This window comes from Mycetohabitans sp. B3, from assembly GCF_021498065.1.
In the GTDB taxonomy this organism is placed as follows: Bacteria; Pseudomonadota; Gammaproteobacteria; order Burkholderiales; family Burkholderiaceae; genus Mycetohabitans.
In genome coordinates, this window is sequence record NZ_JAHLKN010000035.1 from 133121 (window position 1) to 151083 (window position 17963).

Annotated in this window: 14 protein-coding genes and 1 pseudogene; 8 read left to right on the forward strand and 7 right to left on the reverse strand. The window is 60.6% G+C overall.

The window, feature by feature from the left end:
- Positions 1–21 precede the first annotated feature (21 nt).
- The gene (locus KQH55_RS10650; protein ID WP_235090853.1) at positions 22–1116 is read left to right on the forward strand and encodes a hypothetical protein; all 1095 of its coding nucleotides are present in this window, start codon (positions 22–24) and stop codon (positions 1114–1116) included.
- Between the two features lie 214 nt (positions 1117–1330).
- On the opposite strand, the pseudogene KQH55_RS10655 reads toward KQH55_RS10650, so the two are convergent.
- The 5 genes and pseudogenes from KQH55_RS10655 to KQH55_RS10675 form a co-directional block, all read right to left on the reverse strand.
- Positions 1331–1723, reverse strand: a pseudogene (locus KQH55_RS10655) (alpha/beta fold hydrolase); the annotation flags it as partial.
- A gap of 131 nt (positions 1724–1854) precedes the next feature.
- Entirely contained in the window at positions 1855–3450 is a 1596-nt protein-coding gene (aceB, locus tag KQH55_RS10660) for a malate synthase A (RefSeq protein WP_235090854.1), read from the reverse strand.
- Between the two features lie 215 nt (positions 3451–3665).
- A complete protein-coding gene (gene aceA, locus KQH55_RS10665) occupies positions 3666–4973 on the reverse strand; it encodes an isocitrate lyase (protein WP_235090855.1) in 1308 nt (435 codons plus the stop codon).
- Positions 4974–5371: 398 nt separating this feature from the next.
- Positions 5372–6979, reverse strand: coding sequence for a DEAD/DEAH box helicase (locus KQH55_RS10670; RefSeq protein ID WP_083703631.1), 1608 nt, complete (start codon positions 6977–6979; stop codon positions 5372–5374).
- Positions 6980–7562: 583 nt separating this feature from the next.
- The gene (locus KQH55_RS10675) at positions 7563–7832 is read right to left on the reverse strand and encodes an acyl-CoA-binding protein (RefSeq protein WP_076788187.1); all 270 of its coding nucleotides are present in this window, start codon (positions 7830–7832) and stop codon (positions 7563–7565) included.
- A gap of 125 nt (positions 7833–7957) precedes the next feature.
- On the opposite strand from KQH55_RS10675, the gene tsaB reads away from it, so the two are divergent.
- The 4 genes from tsaB to KQH55_RS10695 are packed head-to-tail and all read left to right on the forward strand — an operon-like array spanning position 7958 to position 11358.
- On the forward strand, positions 7958–8710 hold the full coding sequence (tsaB, locus tag KQH55_RS10680; protein WP_076794345.1) for a tRNA (adenosine(37)-N6)-threonylcarbamoyltransferase complex dimerization subunit type 1 TsaB: 753 nt from the start codon (positions 7958–7960) through the stop codon (positions 8708–8710).
- A complete protein-coding gene (rimI, locus tag KQH55_RS10685) occupies positions 8707–9252 on the forward strand; it encodes a ribosomal protein S18-alanine N-acetyltransferase (RefSeq protein WP_235090856.1) in 546 nt (181 codons plus the stop codon). The genes tsaB and rimI overlap by 4 nt, the downstream gene beginning before the upstream one ends.
- A complete protein-coding gene (locus tag KQH55_RS10690) occupies positions 9239–10216 on the forward strand; it encodes a uracil-DNA glycosylase family protein (RefSeq protein WP_076794344.1) in 978 nt (325 codons plus the stop codon). Before rimI ends, KQH55_RS10690 begins: the two co-directional genes overlap by 14 nt.
- The gene (locus KQH55_RS10695; RefSeq protein WP_235090857.1) at positions 10171–11358 is read left to right on the forward strand and encodes a DUF1853 family protein; all 1188 of its coding nucleotides are present in this window, start codon (positions 10171–10173) and stop codon (positions 11356–11358) included. Before KQH55_RS10690 ends, KQH55_RS10695 begins: the two co-directional genes overlap by 46 nt.
- Before the next feature lie 141 nt (positions 11359–11499).
- Here the strand turns inward: KQH55_RS10695 and thiD are convergent, their stop codons facing one another.
- Together thiD and lplT are read right to left on the reverse strand one after the other, a co-directional pair.
- Positions 11500–12306, reverse strand: coding sequence for a bifunctional hydroxymethylpyrimidine kinase/phosphomethylpyrimidine kinase (gene thiD / locus KQH55_RS10700; RefSeq protein WP_076788179.1), 807 nt, complete (start codon positions 12304–12306; stop codon positions 11500–11502).
- Positions 12307–12372: 66 nt separating this feature from the next.
- A complete protein-coding gene (lplT, locus tag KQH55_RS10705) occupies positions 12373–13677 on the reverse strand; it encodes a lysophospholipid transporter LplT (protein ID WP_235090858.1) in 1305 nt (434 codons plus the stop codon).
- A 201-nt stretch (positions 13678–13878) separates the two neighbouring features.
- On the opposite strand from lplT, the gene alr reads away from it, so the two are divergent.
- From alr to KQH55_RS10720, 3 genes are all read left to right on the forward strand, one after another.
- Entirely contained in the window at positions 13879–14949 is a 1071-nt protein-coding gene (gene alr, locus KQH55_RS10710; RefSeq protein WP_076794342.1) for an alanine racemase, read from the forward strand.
- Between the two features lie 15 nt (positions 14950–14964).
- Positions 14965–16350 (forward strand): DNA repair protein RadA, encoded by a 1386-nt coding sequence (gene radA, locus KQH55_RS10715; protein WP_235090860.1) that lies wholly within the window; start codon positions 14965–14967, stop codon positions 16348–16350.
- A 189-nt stretch (positions 16351–16539) separates the two neighbouring features.
- On the forward strand, positions 16540–17919 hold the full coding sequence (locus KQH55_RS10720; protein WP_235090862.1) for a hypothetical protein: 1380 nt from the start codon (positions 16540–16542) through the stop codon (positions 17917–17919).
- The last annotated feature ends 44 nt before the right edge of the window (positions 17920–17963 follow it).

Genomic DNA, 17963 nt, shown 5'->3' on the forward strand with positions numbered 1-17963 from the left:
TACTTAAAAATCGGATTAAAAATGCAAGAACAGATGCGTCTTAATAGGGAAGCAAAGAAAAATCATAAAACTAAAAGTCTTGGCGAAGATCATGCTGATATGCGTCCTGAAGTTACCCTCTCTCAAATTTCGATGTTAGGTGCACACGATGCCGGAACGCATTGGTTTAGTCGTAAAAAAGCGGAGGGGATCGATAGTTTAGGAACATTGTTTCCTGGTGGCTTTAAATGTCAGTCTCTAAGTTTGGTTGAACAAGCCCGAGCAGGAGTTAGATACTTTGATATCCGGGTAAAAAAAGGGCGGGCGGGAAAATTCAGTTTTTTTCATGGACCCAGCAAAACAGGAGGTGATGCGCTCGCGGAAGTAATGGATCTGTTTAATTATGCCGTCAACGATAAAGATAATTTATATATATTTAAGATGCATTTTGATAAAAGGGATGCAGAGGATTTTCTTTGCGGCTTTGTAAATGAATACATAGGCCATCTAATATATGATTGCGCGGGCGGAAATAGTGGCACGGAAGACAGTGGTGGTGAGGAAGGCGATAATGAAAAAGAGGGTGATAATATCAAAGAGGGAGATAATGGCGAGAGAGGCAAGGAAGGAAATAACGGTAAGGGGGAGAAGCCACTTGGTAGTTTTACCGTAGGGGAGACGCTTGGCTGCGGTAAAAATATTCTAATTATGGTGAATCATGCGGAAAAGTCATTTAATGATTCCATTGTAAGTAAATATGTATGGGATTATAAAGGTAGCACTTATTCCAAGTGGGCTGACAAAGCTAGCGGCAAAAAAACAGCAAAACATATTTTAAAATTTCATGGCAAGCCAGAGTTTGAGGATAAAAAAATATCAATTATTCAAAGCAATATGCCGCTCAGAATATTGCCGGTGCCAAAATCTGTAAAAAATCTGGCCAGAGATGATCACAATAAGGTAATTAAGGCTATTAATGAAATTTATGAAACAAAAAAACGCTTAGGGATTGTTTCTATTGATTATGCTGGTAAAGAGAATATTTCGTCGACGAACAAAATTAAGAATTTGATCAGAATGGCTAATGAACCGCTTATGAAGACAGCATGCTCGCAGTTGGAAGGTTCAGCGGGCTGATTGCAGCGATCTCGCAGGCTGGCGGGCTACGCTGGCCGGTCAAGGCCACCATCGCGCCGCGGCCTGGTACGAACCATGCGTCAGCGCTGCCGATACGCAACCCGCAGAAGGGGCGCGCTTCAGAAAACGGAAAATAAAGCATGCTTAGCCGGTGGCGCCCTGTCGGAATGAGCATGGGCTATGGGGCAGCGAACGCCTCATTCATCTACCGGGACGCACCGCTCGGCCAGACCAGTGGATCAGCGCGAAATGCATCAAGCATGGCATCGGCCTGTTCGGCGCTCATGCGTCCCACCGATGCGGATTAGAACGCATCGTCCAACGTGAAGTTACCTTCGGCATTGACGATCCGGCGCACCAGGTGCGGAAACCAGTACGCGAACAGCATCGCGACGGTGCCACCGACGGAGTGCCCGACCACATCGACCGGCGTCGCCGGCCATTGCGTGTGAACGAATGCACGCCGGTGTTCCACTTGCCCATCGAGCGATATCGCATCGAATGCCACGTCCTGGTACCGGCCGTAGCCAAGCAGGTCGGGTACGGCATGTGTACGTCGGCCCGGTCGCCCGAATACGTCCCGTGACGGCAAGGCCGACGTGATCACGCCTGCGGCACTACGCGCGTCGCGACCTCCGGAAAGATCCGGTTGACCAGCGTAATCGGTATCGCTGTCCAGAACCGCGTCGAACCGGTTACGATTGGTTCAGCATCACGGATCGCGCAGCAATCCGATCGTCAGATCGATTCATACAGCGGCAGCGTCAGGAAGTCGGTGAACGTGCCCGACGTCGACATCTGCTCGAAGATCTGCGCGGCCCGATCATACGACGCAGTGTCACCACTGACAACAGCCTTGACCTTGGCGAGTTCCTCGACGCTCAGCGCTCGCACGAGTTCCGCAGTCACCTTGCGGCCGTCATCGAGCTTACCCTTCGGCGAGCGGATCCACTGCCACACCTGAGAACGCGAGATCTCGGCGGTCGCCGCGTCTTCCATCAGATTGTGGATCGGCACGCAGCCGTTGCCAGTCAGCCATGAGCCAAGGTAATGGATGCCCACGTTGATGTTGTTGCGCAAGCCGGCTTCGGTGATCGGTGCTTGCGGACGGAAGTCGAGCAGATCCTTGGCGGTGACTTGCACGTCATCGCGTTGCTTGTTGATCTGGTTGGCCTTGTCGCCGAGCACCTTGACGAACTCTTCCATTGCGATCGGCACCAGGCCGGGGTGGGCGACCCAGCCACCATCGTAGCCATCGCCTACATCACGCGCCTTGTCCGAGCGCACGCCGGCCAGTGCCTTGTCGTTGGCAGCCGGATCGTTCTTGATCGGGATCAGCGCGCTCATGCCGCCGATCGCCGGCGCATTGCGCCGGTGACAGGTCTTGACCAGCAGTAACGCATACGCCCGCATGAACGGCGCAGTCATTGTCACCTGGGCACGATCGGCGAGGCAGAAGTCGTTGTCGGTCTTAAATTTCTTGATCGCTGAAAAGATATAGTCCCAGCGCCCTGCGTTCAGCCCGGCACTATGTTCACGCAGCTCGTACAGGATCTCGTCCATCTCGAACGCGGCGAGGATGGTCTCGACCAGCACGGTCGCGCGGATCGTGCCGCGTGGGATGCCGAGTGCTTGTTGCGCGGCGACGAACACATCATTCCACAGCCGCGCTTCCAGGTGGCTTTCCATCTTCGGCAGGTAGAAATACGGACCAGTGCCGCGCGACAGTTGCTCCTTGGCGTTGTGGAAGAGGAACAACGCGAAGTCGAACAGCGCGCCGGACACGCGTTGGCCATCGATCGTCACATGCTTTTCGTCAAGGTGCCAGCCACGGGGGCGTACCAGCAGCGTCGCGATCTTGTCGTTGAGCCGGTATGACTTGCCGTTCTGCTCTAATGAGATTGTGTGCCGCACCGCGTCCTTCAGGTTGATCTGGCCTTGGATCTGGTTGTCCCAGTTCGGCGCGTTCGAATCCTCGAAGTCGGTCATGTACGAGTCCGCACCGGAGTTCAGCGCGTTGATGATCATTTTGCGCTCGACCGGCCCGGTGATCTCGACACGACGGCATTGCAGGTCGGCAGGCAGCGGCGCAATAGTCCAGCTACCATCTCGAATGGCTTGAGTCTGAGGCAGAAAGTCGGGCCGTTCGCCGGCATCCAACCGCTTTGCACGCGCCACGCGCGCAGCCAGCAGGGCTTGGCGGCGCGCTTCGAATTGGCGGTGAAGCTGAGCAGCTAGCGCGAGTGCGTCATGCGTGAGGATTGTTTCAAAGCCGGGCTTGAGCGGAGCATGAATCTGCACGCCTTCGGGTAGCGAGAGAGGCGAGTGTGCCATGATTTCTCCTTGGTCGGTCAAGCTTATTCAGTGATGCGAATAAGATAGGTGAGACGCGCGTTCGATGAACGCAATCATGTCCTGCATGCCGGATCCGGTACCGGCATCGGGGGCGGACCTTCCTTTCCTTCTTGATTCCGCCGCGCATGCACCACTGCATCGGCGACACGTCGCATGCAGACGCCCTTTTTGTCGGGGCGATCAGCTGACGCGGTTTACGCGACCTTCTTGCTGTCGAAGAACTGTTCGTTTTCGGTGGAGCCATGCAGTGCGGTCGTCGACGCTTCGCGCTCGACCGTCTGCGTGACCGCGTCGAAGTAGCCGGTGCCGACTTCACGTTGGTGTTTGACCGCGGTAAAACCCTTTTCGGCTGCGGTGAATTCGGCCTGCTGCAATTCAACGAAGGCGCTCATCTGGTTGCGCGCGTAGCCGTACGCGAGATTGAACATCGAGTAGTTCAAGCTGTGGAAGCCGGCCAGCGTGATGAACTGAAACTTGTAGCCCATCGCGCCGAGTTCCTTTTGGAACTTTGCGATCGTTGCATCGTCCAGGTTCTTTTTCCAGTTGAACGACGGCGAACAGTTGTACGATAGCAGTTTGCCCGGGAATGCCTTGTGGATTGCTTCGGCAAACTTCTTTGCGTATTCCAGGTCCGGCTTGCCGGTCTCGCACCAGATTAGGTCGGCATACGGCGCGTACGCCAGGCCGCGCGAGATCGCTTGCTCCAGGCCCGGACGGGTCCGGAAGAAGCCTTCGACCGTGCGCTCACCAGTGAGGAATGGCTTGTCGTTGTCGTCGATATCGGAGGTGATCAGGTCGGCGGCTTCCGCGTCGGTGCGGGCCACCAATACCGTTGGCGTACCGCTGACATCGGCCGCGAGCCGTGCCGAGATGAGCTTGGCCACCGCTTCGCGGGTTGGTACCAGCACTTTGCCGCCCATGTGGCCGCACTTCTTCACGGCGGCGAGCTGATCTTCAAAGTGCACACCGGCCGCACCCGCTTCGATCATCGCTTTCATCAACTCGTATGCGTTCAGCACACCACCAAAGCCGGCTTCGGCGTCCGCAACAATCGGCGCGAAGAAGTCGATGTAGCCTTCGTCACCCGGATTCTTGCCTTCAGACCATTGGATCTGATCAGCGCGGGTCAGCGTGTTGTTGATGCGCTTGACGACCAGCGGCACCGAGTTGGCCGGGTACAGCGATTGGTCCGGATACATTTCGCCAGCGACGTTGGCATCGCCCGCGACTTGCCAGCCGGACAAATAGATTGCCTTCAACCCGGCCTTGACCTGTTGCATCGCCTGGTTGCCAGTCAATGCGCCAAGCGCGTTGACGAACGGCTCTTCGTTGATCAGTGTCCACAGCTTCTCGGCGCCGCGCTGAGCAAGCGTGTGCTCGACCGGTACCGAGCCACGCAAGCGAATCACGTCTTCTGCGGTGTAGCCGCGCTTGATTCCCTTCCAGCGTGGATTGGTTTCCCACTGGGCCTGTAGTTTTTGGGCTTCCTGTTGGCGAGACATAGCGTTCTCCTTGCTCGAATGACGTATGGGGTAGCCTGGATGACTTCGGTTTTGCATCGCCGAGATTAGCGCTGCGTGTGAAGTCTTATATAAGAGATTAGGCAAACCAAGTCGAGCGGAACAGAGGCGAAAAGCGTTTGGCGGAATATATTTAAATTTTAAAAATCAAATATTTAAAAATATAATTTCATTATATGAAATGAAATTTTCTATCCTGCAACAGAATTTTTGTGCCATGCACCACACATTTTTATGACACAAAAGATGATTTCATATAATGAAATTTTTGATTCGAATGCCAGCCGTACGGTGCAATAAATACGGCGCAAAAAAATGGCGCCGCAGGGCGCCATCTCTCGGAACGTCGGGCCGTCGCCGGCCCGCTCGCGTCAGAACGGTCAGTCGTCGTAGCGTGACGTACGGCGATCGTCATCCCGACGACGCGCCGGCCCGCGCGAATCCGCAAAACCGCCTCGGCCACGGTCATTACCGGCGCGGGTGTCACTGAACCCGCCGCGATAGCCGGCCTCGCGGCCGCCGCCTTCGCGGCTACCACCACCGGCACCGTGCCGAGCGTTGCCGTAACCATTGCTTGTTCCTCGCCCTTGATAGCTGCCGCCGGCGCCCCGCCCGTGGCCGCGCGGCGGCGCGCCCCGACGTGCCGGTGCACGCGTGGACGGTGCTCGCTTGGGCTCGAATCCGGCGATCACGTTGACAGGCAGCGGCGTGCGCACGAATCGCTCGATCCGCTTCAGGGCGCCGACTTCAGCATGGTGCACAAGGCTGACAGCGATGCCGCTGCGCCCCGCACGTCCGGTCCGGCCGATCCGGTGCACGTAGTCTTCTGCGAATTTGGGCAAATCGTAATTGAACACGTGCGTGATGCCGGGTATGTCGATGCCACGCGCGGCGACATCTGTCGCGACCAATACGCGCACGCGGCGTTCACGCAATGCGCGGATTGTCCGGTTGCGCGCGCCTTGCGGCAGATCGCCATGCAACGCGGCGGAGGCGAAGCCGTCTTCGGCCAGCCTGGCAGCGATCACGTCCGCGTCGTTCTTTGTCGCGGTGAACACAATCGCCTGATCAAGCGCGCCGTCAGCCAGCAGATGCGTCAGCAGCCGATCCTTATGGGCGCGGTCGTCGACGTAGTGGATGGACTGCGCAATGTTCGCGCGCGACTCCGGCTCACGACGGATTTCGATCCGTTCGGCGTCGCTGAGAAAGCGTTGCGCCAGCGATCCTACCTTGCCGTCGAGCGTTGCCGAGAACAGTAGCGTTTGCCGTGTGGCCGGGGTGCGGTCGATGATGGTCTCGATATCTTCGATGAACCCCATGTCGAGCATCCGGTCGGCTTCGTCGAGCACCAGCATCTGTAACTGGGACAGGTCGATACGGCCGCGCTCGAGATGATCGATCAGCCGGCCGGGGGTGGCAACCAGGATTTCGGGGTTCTTCGCCAGCAGCATCAATTGCTGGCCATAGGCGACCCCGCCCAGAATGCTGACCGTGCGCAGTCGCCGCAGGTGCTTGCCATAGGTGGCCGCCGCAGTGGTCACCTGCATCGCGAGTTCGCGTGTCGGTGTAAGCACCAGCAGCGCCGGTTTGGCGACAGGTTGCTCGCGGCGATGACGGCGCTCGCCCCGATCACCACGCTGCGCCTGATGCGCGGGCTGGCTCGCGCGCGGGCTAAGCGTGCCGGCTTTTTGCATCTGTGCAAAGCGCTCGATCGCGGGCAGCATGAATGCCGCGGTCTTGCCCGAGCCGGTCGGGCTCGAGACCAGCAGATCGTGGCCGGCAAGTGCAGCCGGTATTGCGCGCTGCTGGACCGGCGTTGGCGCGTGATAGCCGGCGGCGGTCAGCGCGGAGACGATCTCCGGCGACAGACCGAGCGCTATAAAGCCGTCGCCGCGGGGAGTATCGTTGTTCGCCGTGTCGGTGGCCTGTGCAGCGCCGATGGCCGCGCTTGCTGCGGCGTCGGGCTGCGCGGCCATTGACGGAGCCATTGCATCGGATGCCGGCGTGGCGGCGGCTGCGTGCATCGCTGTGGCAGGGGCGGCTTCAGCAGCTGGCGTGGGCACCACCGGCGCGTCGCCGTGCGACGAGGGGGCATCGTTGCCGAAAAGTTCACGCGCCAGCGTGCCGAGTGACGAGGAGGAATTCGAGGTCATGACGATCCTATGAGTTTCGCGCCTGCACGGCGCGAACCGGTCCGGAAAAATGCGAGAGGCGCCAATCGGCAGCCACGATCGTCGGATGCGATGAACGATAGCCGTTCACCAGATCGAAAAACGGGCATGGCTCGTGAAATGCGAGCCGATGTTAGAACCTGTAACGGTGCGAACCGCCCAACGCGGAAACGCGAACCTTGCTTGGTCTACAACCGCACCCAAAAGCGGGCAAAGGTGGGAGGGGACAGTTTCTAAACGGGGATTGGAGCAAAACGCTGCAAAAACGCGCGACCCAGCCAAACAATATAGTAGTTCACCGGCGCGCGAAGCCTCGATTCTATCCGAATTTGCTGCGCTGCGCTACCTGCTGCGAGCAAGATCGCGCTGTGCCCGCCGGCGCGGGCGCGGGCGCGCAGTATCACGACGCGGTGCCGTTCTTCAACGATTCGACCAACTCGACGTATTGGTGCTTGGCGGTGTCCTGCGACGTGCCTTTCAGCGCGGCCCAGGCGTCGTACTTATACTTGCCGACGATATCGGCTAAGCCGGGCTTGTCGCCGTACACGTCACCTTCCGTGGCTTGCTTGAACAGCGCATATAAGCGCAGCAACGTTAGATTGCTGGGGCGCTCCGGCAATTGTCTAACTTCGTTCTGCGCCTGCGCGAACCGCGCATCGATCTCACTCATCGTGACCCTCCTTGGCCCTGTCCATCCATCCTGAACGGCCGAGTGTAGTCGGAACGTGCCGCCCTGTGCTGGAGCAAGTCCTCCAAATAATAGAGTTGACGCGGGCCGGCATTACAATAGCGGTTATGACGCCTCATGCCTTGCTTGCTCTCGATACGTCGACCGAATTCTGCTCGGTCGCGGTGTTCCATCTGCCGCCTGCCGCCGGTTCGCCGCGCGTGATCAGCCGCCATGAGCACACTGGCCCGGTTTCCAGCGCACGCGTGCTGCCCGCGGTACGGGAAGTGCTGGAGGAAGCGACACTCACACTGACTGATTGCGCCGCGGTGGCGTTCGGCGCGGGGCCCGGCTCGTTCACCGGTCTGCGCACGGCGGCTGGCGTGGCGCAGGGTCTGGCATTCGGGCTGGGTGTGCCGGTGGTGCCGGTTGGCACGTTGCTTGTCTGCGCGGAACGCGCGCGCGCATCGGATCCAGATGCAGGACGCGTGCTTGTCGCGCTCGACGCCCGGATGGGCGAGGTCTATTGGGCGGACTTTGCGTGGGACGACACGCTCGCCGACTGGCGGGTATGCCATCCTGCCGCGCTCGCCGCGCCCGATCGCGTGCCGGCTCCGGACGAGCCGTTTACGCTAGCCGGCAATGCATCGTCTGTGTTCGGCGACGCGCTGTGTGCCGCGACGCGGGCGCGCGTGATCGACCCTTGCGCGATGCCGCACGCCCACGCGCTGGCGCTAGCCGGCTGGCGTGCGTTGATGGCGGGCCGCGCGTTGCCAGCGCACCTGGCCACGCCCGAGTACGTGCGCGACAAAGTCGCGCAGACCACTGACGAGCGCGCGGCGGCCCGTGTGCTCAAAGATTCGGCGAAGGAGGCCCGATGAGCGGCGTGTTGATGACCCAGCGCTATCTGACGCCGATGACCGACAGCGATCTCGATGAGGTCGCGGCGGTCGAGCGCGACGCGTACGAGTTTCCCTGGACGCGAGGCAACTTCGAGGACTCACTGCGCAATGGCTACTTCGGTGTTTGCCTGAGGCACGTCACTGGCGTGTTGGTCGGCTATTGCGTGCTGATGCCGGTCGTGGACGAGATGCACTTATTGAATCTGTGCGTGGCGCCCACCGCGCAAGGCCACGGCGCTGGCTTGACGTTGTTGCGCGAAGCGGTGCGCATCACGCGTGCGCGCCAGCTCGGCAGCGTGCTGCTCGAGGTGCGTCCGTCCAATCAGCGTGCCATGCGGCTGTACGAGCGCTTTGGCTTCATCGTGATCGGCCGGCGCAAGAGTTATTATCCCGCGCGGCACCACGCGCGCGAGGACGCAATCGTGATGCGTTACGGCTTGCACGCTGAGGTGATGTCCGGCGCGCGGCGCGCGGGCACCCCGCTGGAAGCGGAACGGGAGCAGGCCGATGGCGCAGCTTGACGCGATTCTGGAAGAGCTTGGCATTGCGCCGTTGTGGGTCCGCCGCGGCGCGGGGCATGTTCATCGTCCTGGTGACGCTGAGGGCGATGCGCTGTCCCCGGCTCGGGACGTTATGCGCGAGGCCGGCATCGCGCTGCCGTCGCAGCCGCTCCAAGCGACGGATGTGACTGTGCAGGCTTGCGACGCGCAAGAGAGTGCAGCGCATGCGCCCTCTCAAGCAAGCCACACGTCGGTTGAGGCCGCGCAGTCGCGAGTTGAAGCGACTAGGGCAGAGGACAGTGCAACTGGACCAGCGGGTGGAGTCGGCAAGGCATTAGAAGGAGTCGAGGCGGCTGAGGGAGTCAAGACGACTGCCGCATCAGCGTCCGGGGCCGCGGCAGACGCGCAACCGGTGCCGATGTTGGATTGGGCAGCGTTGAAGGCGCGCGTCGCGGGCTGTACGCTGTGCCGGCTGTGCGAACGACGCACGAACACGGTGTTCGGCGTCGGCGACGAGATGGCCGACTGGATGCTGGTCGGCGAAGCACCAGGCGAGAACGAGGACAAGCAAGGCGAGCCGTTCGTTGGCCAGGCCGGCAAGCTGCTGGACAACATGTTGCGTGCATTGCAGCTGCGGCGCGGCGACAACGTCTATATCGCGAATGTGCTGAAATGCCGGCCGCCGGGCAATCGCAATCCGGAGCCGGACGAAGTGGTGCGCTGCGAGCCCTACTTGAAACGGCAAGTGGCGCTGGTCAAGCCGAGCGTGATTGTCGCGCTCGGACGGTTCGCCGCGCAGAGCTTGCTGAAGACCGACGCGAGCATTGCTTCGTTGCGGGGGCGTGTGCACGAGTATGAAGGCGTGCCGGTGATCGTCACGTATCATCCGGCGTACCTGTTACGCAGCCTGCACGACAAGCACAAGGCCTGGAGTGACCTATGTCTGGCTCGTGCGATTCATCGCAAGCGCACCGTCGCGCATTGAGCCGCCAGGATCGCGACGCCGGCGTGGCTGCCGACGAGGGCGGCAGCGTGCGTCAGTCGGATGGCCTGGCTGCATTCGCGGCTGCCGCGCGCGGGTGCGTGGATCTCCGGATGCCTGCACATGCCAGCAGGCTCTGCGTTGATCTGCTCCATGCGTATCGCGACGTTGCGGTGCGTGATCTGGCGTGGCTGCTATTGTCGCCCTCGTTGCTTGACGCGCGGTATTTCGGCCCGCGATTGGCACACGTGCTGGCGCAGCCGCGGCAGCGGCAGCAAGCGCTCGCATGGCTGGCACGGCTCGACGCCGATCCGCGTGCGTTGCATGCGGCTCTGGATGCCCGGCCGCAGTCGCGTCTCGGCTTATATGCGGAGCAGTTGCTCGGCTTCTTCTTACAATATGGCCCCGCAACGCGGTTGATCGCTGCAAACCGGCCCGTGCGGGTCGATGGCCACACACTGGGGGAGTGCGACTTTCTGTTCGTAGATGACGACGCAAGGGCGTGGCATTGGGAACTGACGGTCAAGTGCTATCTCGACGTGGGGGGGCCGCCCGGTTCACTGGTGCGCTATGTGGGGCCGAATTTGGCCGACCGCTTTGACCGTAAGCTGACCCGGTTGCTGACCCACCAGCTGACGCTGAGCCAGCATCCACAAATCGCGGCGTTGGCCGCCGATGGTCGTTGGCAGGCGGCCATGGTCGTGTGCGGCTGGCTGTTCCGTCGCTGGGATTCGAGCGGCGTTGGCGATTCGGACAACGTCAGCGTGAACTGCGCGCCGCGCAGCGATGCCGCGCCGGAATCTGTCGCGCCGGATCACTTATGGGGTTGGTGGACATGTGCCGCGCAGTGGCCCGTATTCGACGCGCCTGCCTGGACGATCGTGCCACGTTTGCGCTGGATGGCGCCGCTGCGGCTGTCCGCCGACGACCCGCGCGTGTATCGTGATTCGACCGCTGTGCTGGTGCACTGCATCGACTATTGGCGCGACCGGCCGAATCAGCCATTGATGGTGGCGGCGTTAGCCGACGTGCGCGTCAACCAGGACGTCGGCAACCCGGCCGGCGAGTGGTGTGAGTTGGCGCGCGGGTTCATCGTGCCGGATGACTGGCCCAAACGTGCGGCCGCGTATACGACGGTTCCGTGACCTCGCGGCTGTCTCTGCGCGACGTCCCTGTACGATGTCCTTCTATGTCGTCTTCGTATGGCGTCCCCGGCGCGCCGACCCCGCTCGCGGCGTGGAGTCTGCCTCGCGCAGGTCGCCACGTCTGCTGCCGCTTGAGAACAGCTACCACCATGCGTGACAGTGGTGCAGTGGCCCGGTGCCTTGCCCGACTGAAAGCCGCGTGCTGTGGATCAATGCCTGGGTCAGATAGGTCTTTGCATCGCTGACGGCGTTGGCCAAGTCCAGTCGTTGCGGGCGCAGCGCGGCAATCGCGGCGGACAATGTGCAGCCGGTGCCGTGCGTGCTGGTCACATTCACGCGAGCGCCGGCCAGCCGGGTATGGCGGCTTGCTTCGATCAGCCAGTCTGGACTGAAGTCGCCTGGCAAGTGCCCTCCCTTGATCAGCACTGCGTGGGCGCCTAGCGCGTGTAGCGCATCGCCTTGGCGTGCCATCTGCGCTTCGTCGGCGGCGACGGGTTGGTCAAGCAGCGCCGCCGCTTCATGCAAGTTCGGCGTGATGATGCTGGCCAGTGGCAGCAATCGCTCGCGCAGCGCATCAAGTGCATCGGGCTCGAGCAACGCGTGGCCGCTGGACGACAAGATCACGGTATCAAGTACCACGTGCGCGGGCTGGTACCGCTCTAGTACGGCAGCCACCGCGCGAACGATCGCCGCGTTCGCCAGCATGCCGATCTTGACTGCGTCAACGCGCAGATCGCTGAATACTGCGTCCAGTTGCGCAGTCACGACGTCGGCAGGTACCGGATGCACCGCGGTGACGCCCCGCGTGTTTTGCGCGGTCAACGCGGTAATCGCCGCGGCGCCGTATGCGCCTAGCGCGGAAAAGGTCTTGAGATCAGCCTGGATGCCGGCGCCGCCGCTTGGATCGGACCCGGCAATTGTCAGCACATTCGGAATCATAGGCTCCATGGAAAAAGTGCGCGAAAAGCCACTCAAATAGTCATCCATGCCGCGCTGCGGCCATCGCCGCACGCGTCAATGCCCCTGCTCGCCGATCAACGCGACTGAATCGAACGCGCGCTGATTCGCTGCGTGCCGGCGCATCACGCACCACATGGTCAGGCACACAAGGGTGCCGAATAGCACGATCACCAGCTGGATCGGCACGTTGAACCAGATGAGCATGGCGTACAAGCACAGCATCACGAGCACCGACAGATTCTCGTTGAAGTTCTGTACCGCGATTGAATGGCCGGCGGACAGGAGCACATGTCCGCGGTGCTGCAGTAGCGCATTCATCGGAACGACGAAAAAGCCCGACATGCCGCCGACCACCATGAGGAAAGCATACGCGCATATCAGGTAGGCGGGTACCCGGATGTGGCCAATGTGCCATGCCCAGTCGGATGGAAAGAGCTCCGGGGTATAGAATGACATCGTCATGACCAGCAGACCCATCACGATACCGACGGGCAGTACCGTCAGCGAGCGCTTGAGCGGCACGCACGTGGCCGCGAGCATTGCGCCGCCTGCCACACCGACCGCGACCACGGCCTGCAGCACGGCACCTTCGGACAGCGTCATGCCGAGCGATACCTCGGCCCATTTAAGCACGATGAACTGCAACGTAGCGCCGGCGCCCCAGAACAAGGTGGTGACCGCCAGCGAGATCTGGCCGAGCTTGTCGCGCCACAGTGCGCCAAAGCACTCGGCAAAGTCACGGATCAGCCGGATCGGCCGGTGTTGCTGCTGTGGGTAGCGTGCGCCGGTGTCCGGTATCCACAGATTGAACACCGCAGCCAGTGCGTACACGGACATGATCACCACAATCGCCGATTCTGCCGCGGTGTGGGCGAACGACAAGTGCCGCAGCAGCGGTTGTGCGATGTGCGGACTGATCAGCGCGCCACCCATCACGGTGCCCAGGATGATCGACGCGACGGTCGTTCCCTCGATCCAGCCGTTGGCCACTACCAGGCGCTCTGGCGGCAGTAATTCGGTCAAGATGCCGTACTTAGCCGGCGAGTACGCGGCCGCGCCGAATCCGACGATACCATAGGCCAGTAGCGGATGGGCATCAGTCAACATCGTCACGCAGCCTACCATCTTGATCGTATTGGTGACGAACATGACGCGGCCTTTCGGCTGCGAGTCTGCAAATGCGCCCACAAAGGCGGCAAGTACAACATAAGACAGCACGAAAAACAGCTTCAGCAGCGGCGTCATCCAATTCGGCGCGTGAAGGTCTTTCAGAAGGGCTATCGCAGCGATCAGAAGCGCACTGTCGGCGAGCGAAGAAAAGAACTGCGCCGCCATGATGGTGTAAAAACCTTTCTTCATCTGATGCTGAGCTTGATTCCTCTGTCGGCAGCCGCTGTCGGGCTAACCCGTAGCATGAACTGCTCGAAATGGGTTGTGTGCACGGCTTTATAACACGAAAATACGAACGTTCAGAGTTAGCGCTCGCTTCAGCGACGCAGATCGCGCCGGCGATCGTGCACTTAAATCGTTGATTTGCAGCGACATTAAACTATCCAATCTATGCCTCGCCCGCTCCTTGCCACGATTCACACCGCAGCGCTTGCTAATAATCTCGCCGTTGCCCGCCGCCGTGCTCCGAAGTCCAAGCTCTGGGCCGTTGTCAAGGCCAATGCCTACGGGCATGGCTTGGCGCGCGCGTTCCCCGGCCTGCGTTCGACCGACGGCTTCGGATTGCTTGACCTCGAAGAAGCGGTCAAGTTGCGCGAATTGGGCTGGGCCGGGCCCATTTTGCTGTTAGAGGGGGTTTTTCGTCCGACCGACATTGATGTGATTGACCGCTACAGCCTGACGACCACCGTGCATTGCGACGAACAATTGCGGATGCTGGAAATGGCGCGTCTGTCCAAGCCGGTCAACATCCAGTTGAAAATGAACAGCGGCATGAACCGGCTTGGCTATGCAGCCGGCAAGTATCGCGCCGCATGGGAACGCGCGCGCGCGTGTCCTAGCATTGGCCAGATCACGCTGATGACCCATTTTTCGGATGCCGAGGGCGAAAGCGGCATCCGACACCAATTAGAAGTGTTCGAACATGGCGCCGAAGGCATTGTAGGTGCGCGCAGCCTGTCGAACTCGGCTGCGACGCTATGGCATCCGCATGCGCATTTCGACTGGGTGCGCCCCGGCATCATGCTGTATGGCGCGTCGCCGTCCGGCGTCTCGGCCGCGATCGAGGGCCTCGGCCTGCAGCCGGCGATGACGCTCAGCTCGGAACTGATCGCGGTGCAGACGGTCGAGCCAGGGGACAGCATCGGCTACGGCTCGACTTTCAAGGCGCGCGAGCGCATGCGTATTGGCGTTGTGGCGTGCGGTTACGCGGACGGCTATCCCCGTTGCGCGCCCGAGGGCACGCCGGTCCAGGTGGGCGGGGTTCGCACGCGGGTTGTCGGTCGAGTGTCGATGGATATGTTGACCGTGGATCTATCCTCGTGTCCGAGCGCGGCGATCGGCAGCCCAGTAGAGTTGTGGGGGGGCGACGTGCCAATCGACGATGTCGCGGCAGCGTGCGGCACGGTCGGCTACGAATTGATGTGCGCGATCACGCAGCGCGTGTCGGTGCGTGCAGAATAACGCGGAGCAGGACGCGTGGCAAAAACAAAGACCGTTTTCGTCTGCAATGACTGCGGTGCGCAGTCGCCGAAGTGGCAGGGCCAGTGCCCATCGTGCCACAGCTGGAACACCCTGGTCGAGTCGGCTGAGTCGATCGCCGCGCCGAACCATCGTTACCAGGCACTTGCCAAGAGCCAGCCGGTGCGCAAGCTCGCCGAAATCGAAGCGTCGGACGTGCCGCGCTACTCGACTGGCATCGGTGAGTTCGATCGTGTGCTCGGTGGCGGTCTGGTCGCAGGTGGCGTCGTGCTGATCGGCGGCGATCCCGGTATCGGCAAGTCGACGTTGCTGCTGCAGGCGCTCGCCGAGATCGCGCACAAGCGGCGTGCGCTGTATATCAGCGGCGAGGAATCCGGCGCGCAGATCGCGTTGCGCGCACAGCGGCTCGGCTTGCTCGATGCGCCCGCCAGCCGGGTCGGCGACTTGCAACTGCTGGCAGAGATCCAACTCGAGAAGTTGCAAGCCACGATTGACGCCGTCAAGCCGAATATTGCCGTCGTCGATTCGATCCAGACCATTTACTCGGATGCGCTGAGTTCAGCGCCTGGCTCCGTGGCGCAAGTGCGTGAATGCGCGGCGCAACTGACGCGGATTGCCAAGCAATCCGGCGTGACGATTATCATGGTTGGCCACGTGACGAAGGAGGGCGCGCTTGCCGGGCCCCGAGTGCTCGAGCACATCGTCGATACGGTGCTGTATTTCGAAGGCGACACTCATTCATCGTTCCGGCTGGTGCGGGCGTTCAAGAACCGCTTCGGCGCGGTCAACGAACTCGGCGTGTTCGCGATGACCGAGCGCGGGCTGCGCGGCGTGGCCAATCCGTCGGCGTTGTTCTTGTCGCAGCACGAGCATACGGTTCCTGGCTCGTGCGTGCTGGTCACGCAAGAAGGGTCGCGGCCGTTGCTGGTGGAGGTGCAGGCGCTGGTCGATACGGCGCACGTGCCGAACCCGCGCCGGCTGGCCGTCGGCCTGGAACAAAACCGGCTTGCGATGCTGCTCGCGGTGCTACATCGGCACGCAGGCATCGCATGCTTCGATCAGGACGTTTTCCTGAACGCGGTCGGCGGTGTGAAGATCGCCGAGCCGGCCGCGGACCTGGCCGTGCTGCTCGCGATTCATTCGTCGATGCGCAACAAGCCGTTGCCTAAGGGGCTGATCGTGTTCGGCGAAGTCGGGTTGGCCGGTGAGATCCGGCCATGCCCGCGTGGCCAAGAGCGCCTGAAGGAGGCCGCCAAGCTCGGCTTCTCGATTGCATTGATCCCGAAGGCCAATACGCCGAAGCAGCCAATCGACGGCTTGCAGGTGATCGCCGTCGAGCGCATCGAACAGGCGATTGACCGTATTCGGACGCTGCAACAATAGGGGGACGCAATCGCTACTCTCGGCCGCACCGCCTATCCGTGCTTCAGGCGTGGGATCGGATGTTAACGTTCAACAAGGCGCTCATCGAACGCGCGATGGGTGCGAAAATGAATTTGCATTTGGGGACTGCGGTTAAGCACGTGCGCGTTGGCCGCAAAGTTATCTTTTCATCGATTACTGAGTTTGCCAATGGACTTCGATTTGAATGCCGCTTTAAACCCTCACTCCAGCTACGTGTGCGCAGGGCAGGCGGGCCAACAGCCTGCCGCGTCAGCGCCGCCACGACTGTCTTCCAACGACGCGTTGACTCGTCCCTTGCCCACCCGACCGACGACGTATGATGACCTGCCGTCCGAACTGATTGCCCGGATCGGTGACTATGTACCCATTCAAGACGTGATGCCGTTCGCCACAGTCGATCGCCGCACGTATCATACGATGCAGACCCGGCGCCTCGTCCACCGCTATTGGCAGCGGGCAAACCAGGCCGTCAGCTTGGCGTCAGTCAACCAGCTGCTGAATGAAATGGGGGGCGCGTTGAGCAATCCAGCGCAGTATGTCGAACCCATTGATGCGCTAAGTCAGCGTCTGCGAGCGTTGCCAAAAGCCGAGCGAGTCGAGGCATTCAAGCGCGTGTTTGCGGCCGCAGAGCGTATCCCGCAGGACGGCGTGCGAATACAAAAAGCGCTATTACGCGCTTTTTTTATTTTTCCTCCGAGCCGGCGTGATGAGCTATTCGACTTCGCTTATGCGATGGCGGAACGACGCGCGCCCGGGCAAGACAATATTTGGGCGGAGCTGGCTGACAGTTTGCGGTTTTTTTCGTTCCATTCGCCTTTTGTCGAGCAGCGTTATCAGGCGCTTTTAGATCGGCTTGCGTCGTTAAGAATATCCGAACAAGCGAAGCTCATCCCGGTATTATCCAATTTGCTTTTTTACTTTAATAAGACAGACCCACGCGTCCTTGAACGCTATGCGCTCTTACGCGGACACGCGTTACAACTGCCGCCCTCTCATCAAGGCGCATCGGTCGGCATATTAGCGAGTTGCGTACGGATTTTGCCGCAAGCGGAGCAGTTTGCCCAATACACGCGGATGCGTGATTGGGCGCTGTCGCTGCCTGATGAGCAGTGGGGGGTTGCTTTGCAGTATTTGCCCGAAGGGCTTGAAGAGCTGTCGTATGAACAACGTGCGCAGGAGCTGACGTTGCTTGAGGGTCATTTAGCGCGCGTGCCTATGTCTCAGCGTGTTTCGGCAGCGTTTGGACTACTCAAATGCCACTTGTTTTTAGACGATGTACAAATGAAGCGGGCCTGGCGGCAAGGTTTGAACCTACTGAATGATGCGGGCGAAGCCGCTTTATGGGATTTGCTTCGCCAACTTCGGGCCGCTTGGGTGTTATCTGAGTTCAGCAATTTCAGATGGGAAATGGCGGTGGAGGAGATTACGCGCTTTATGGAGGCCAGCCAGTTCTCCGAGCCGGCGCGGGCGCGATTCCGGGCCAATGTAGATTGGCTCAGAAGTGAGCCAATAATATTTATTGAAACTGAACCCAGTATGCTTCGTTGATTCAACGCCGGAACAGATACCGACGTGCCATCGGCGCGCTGGCA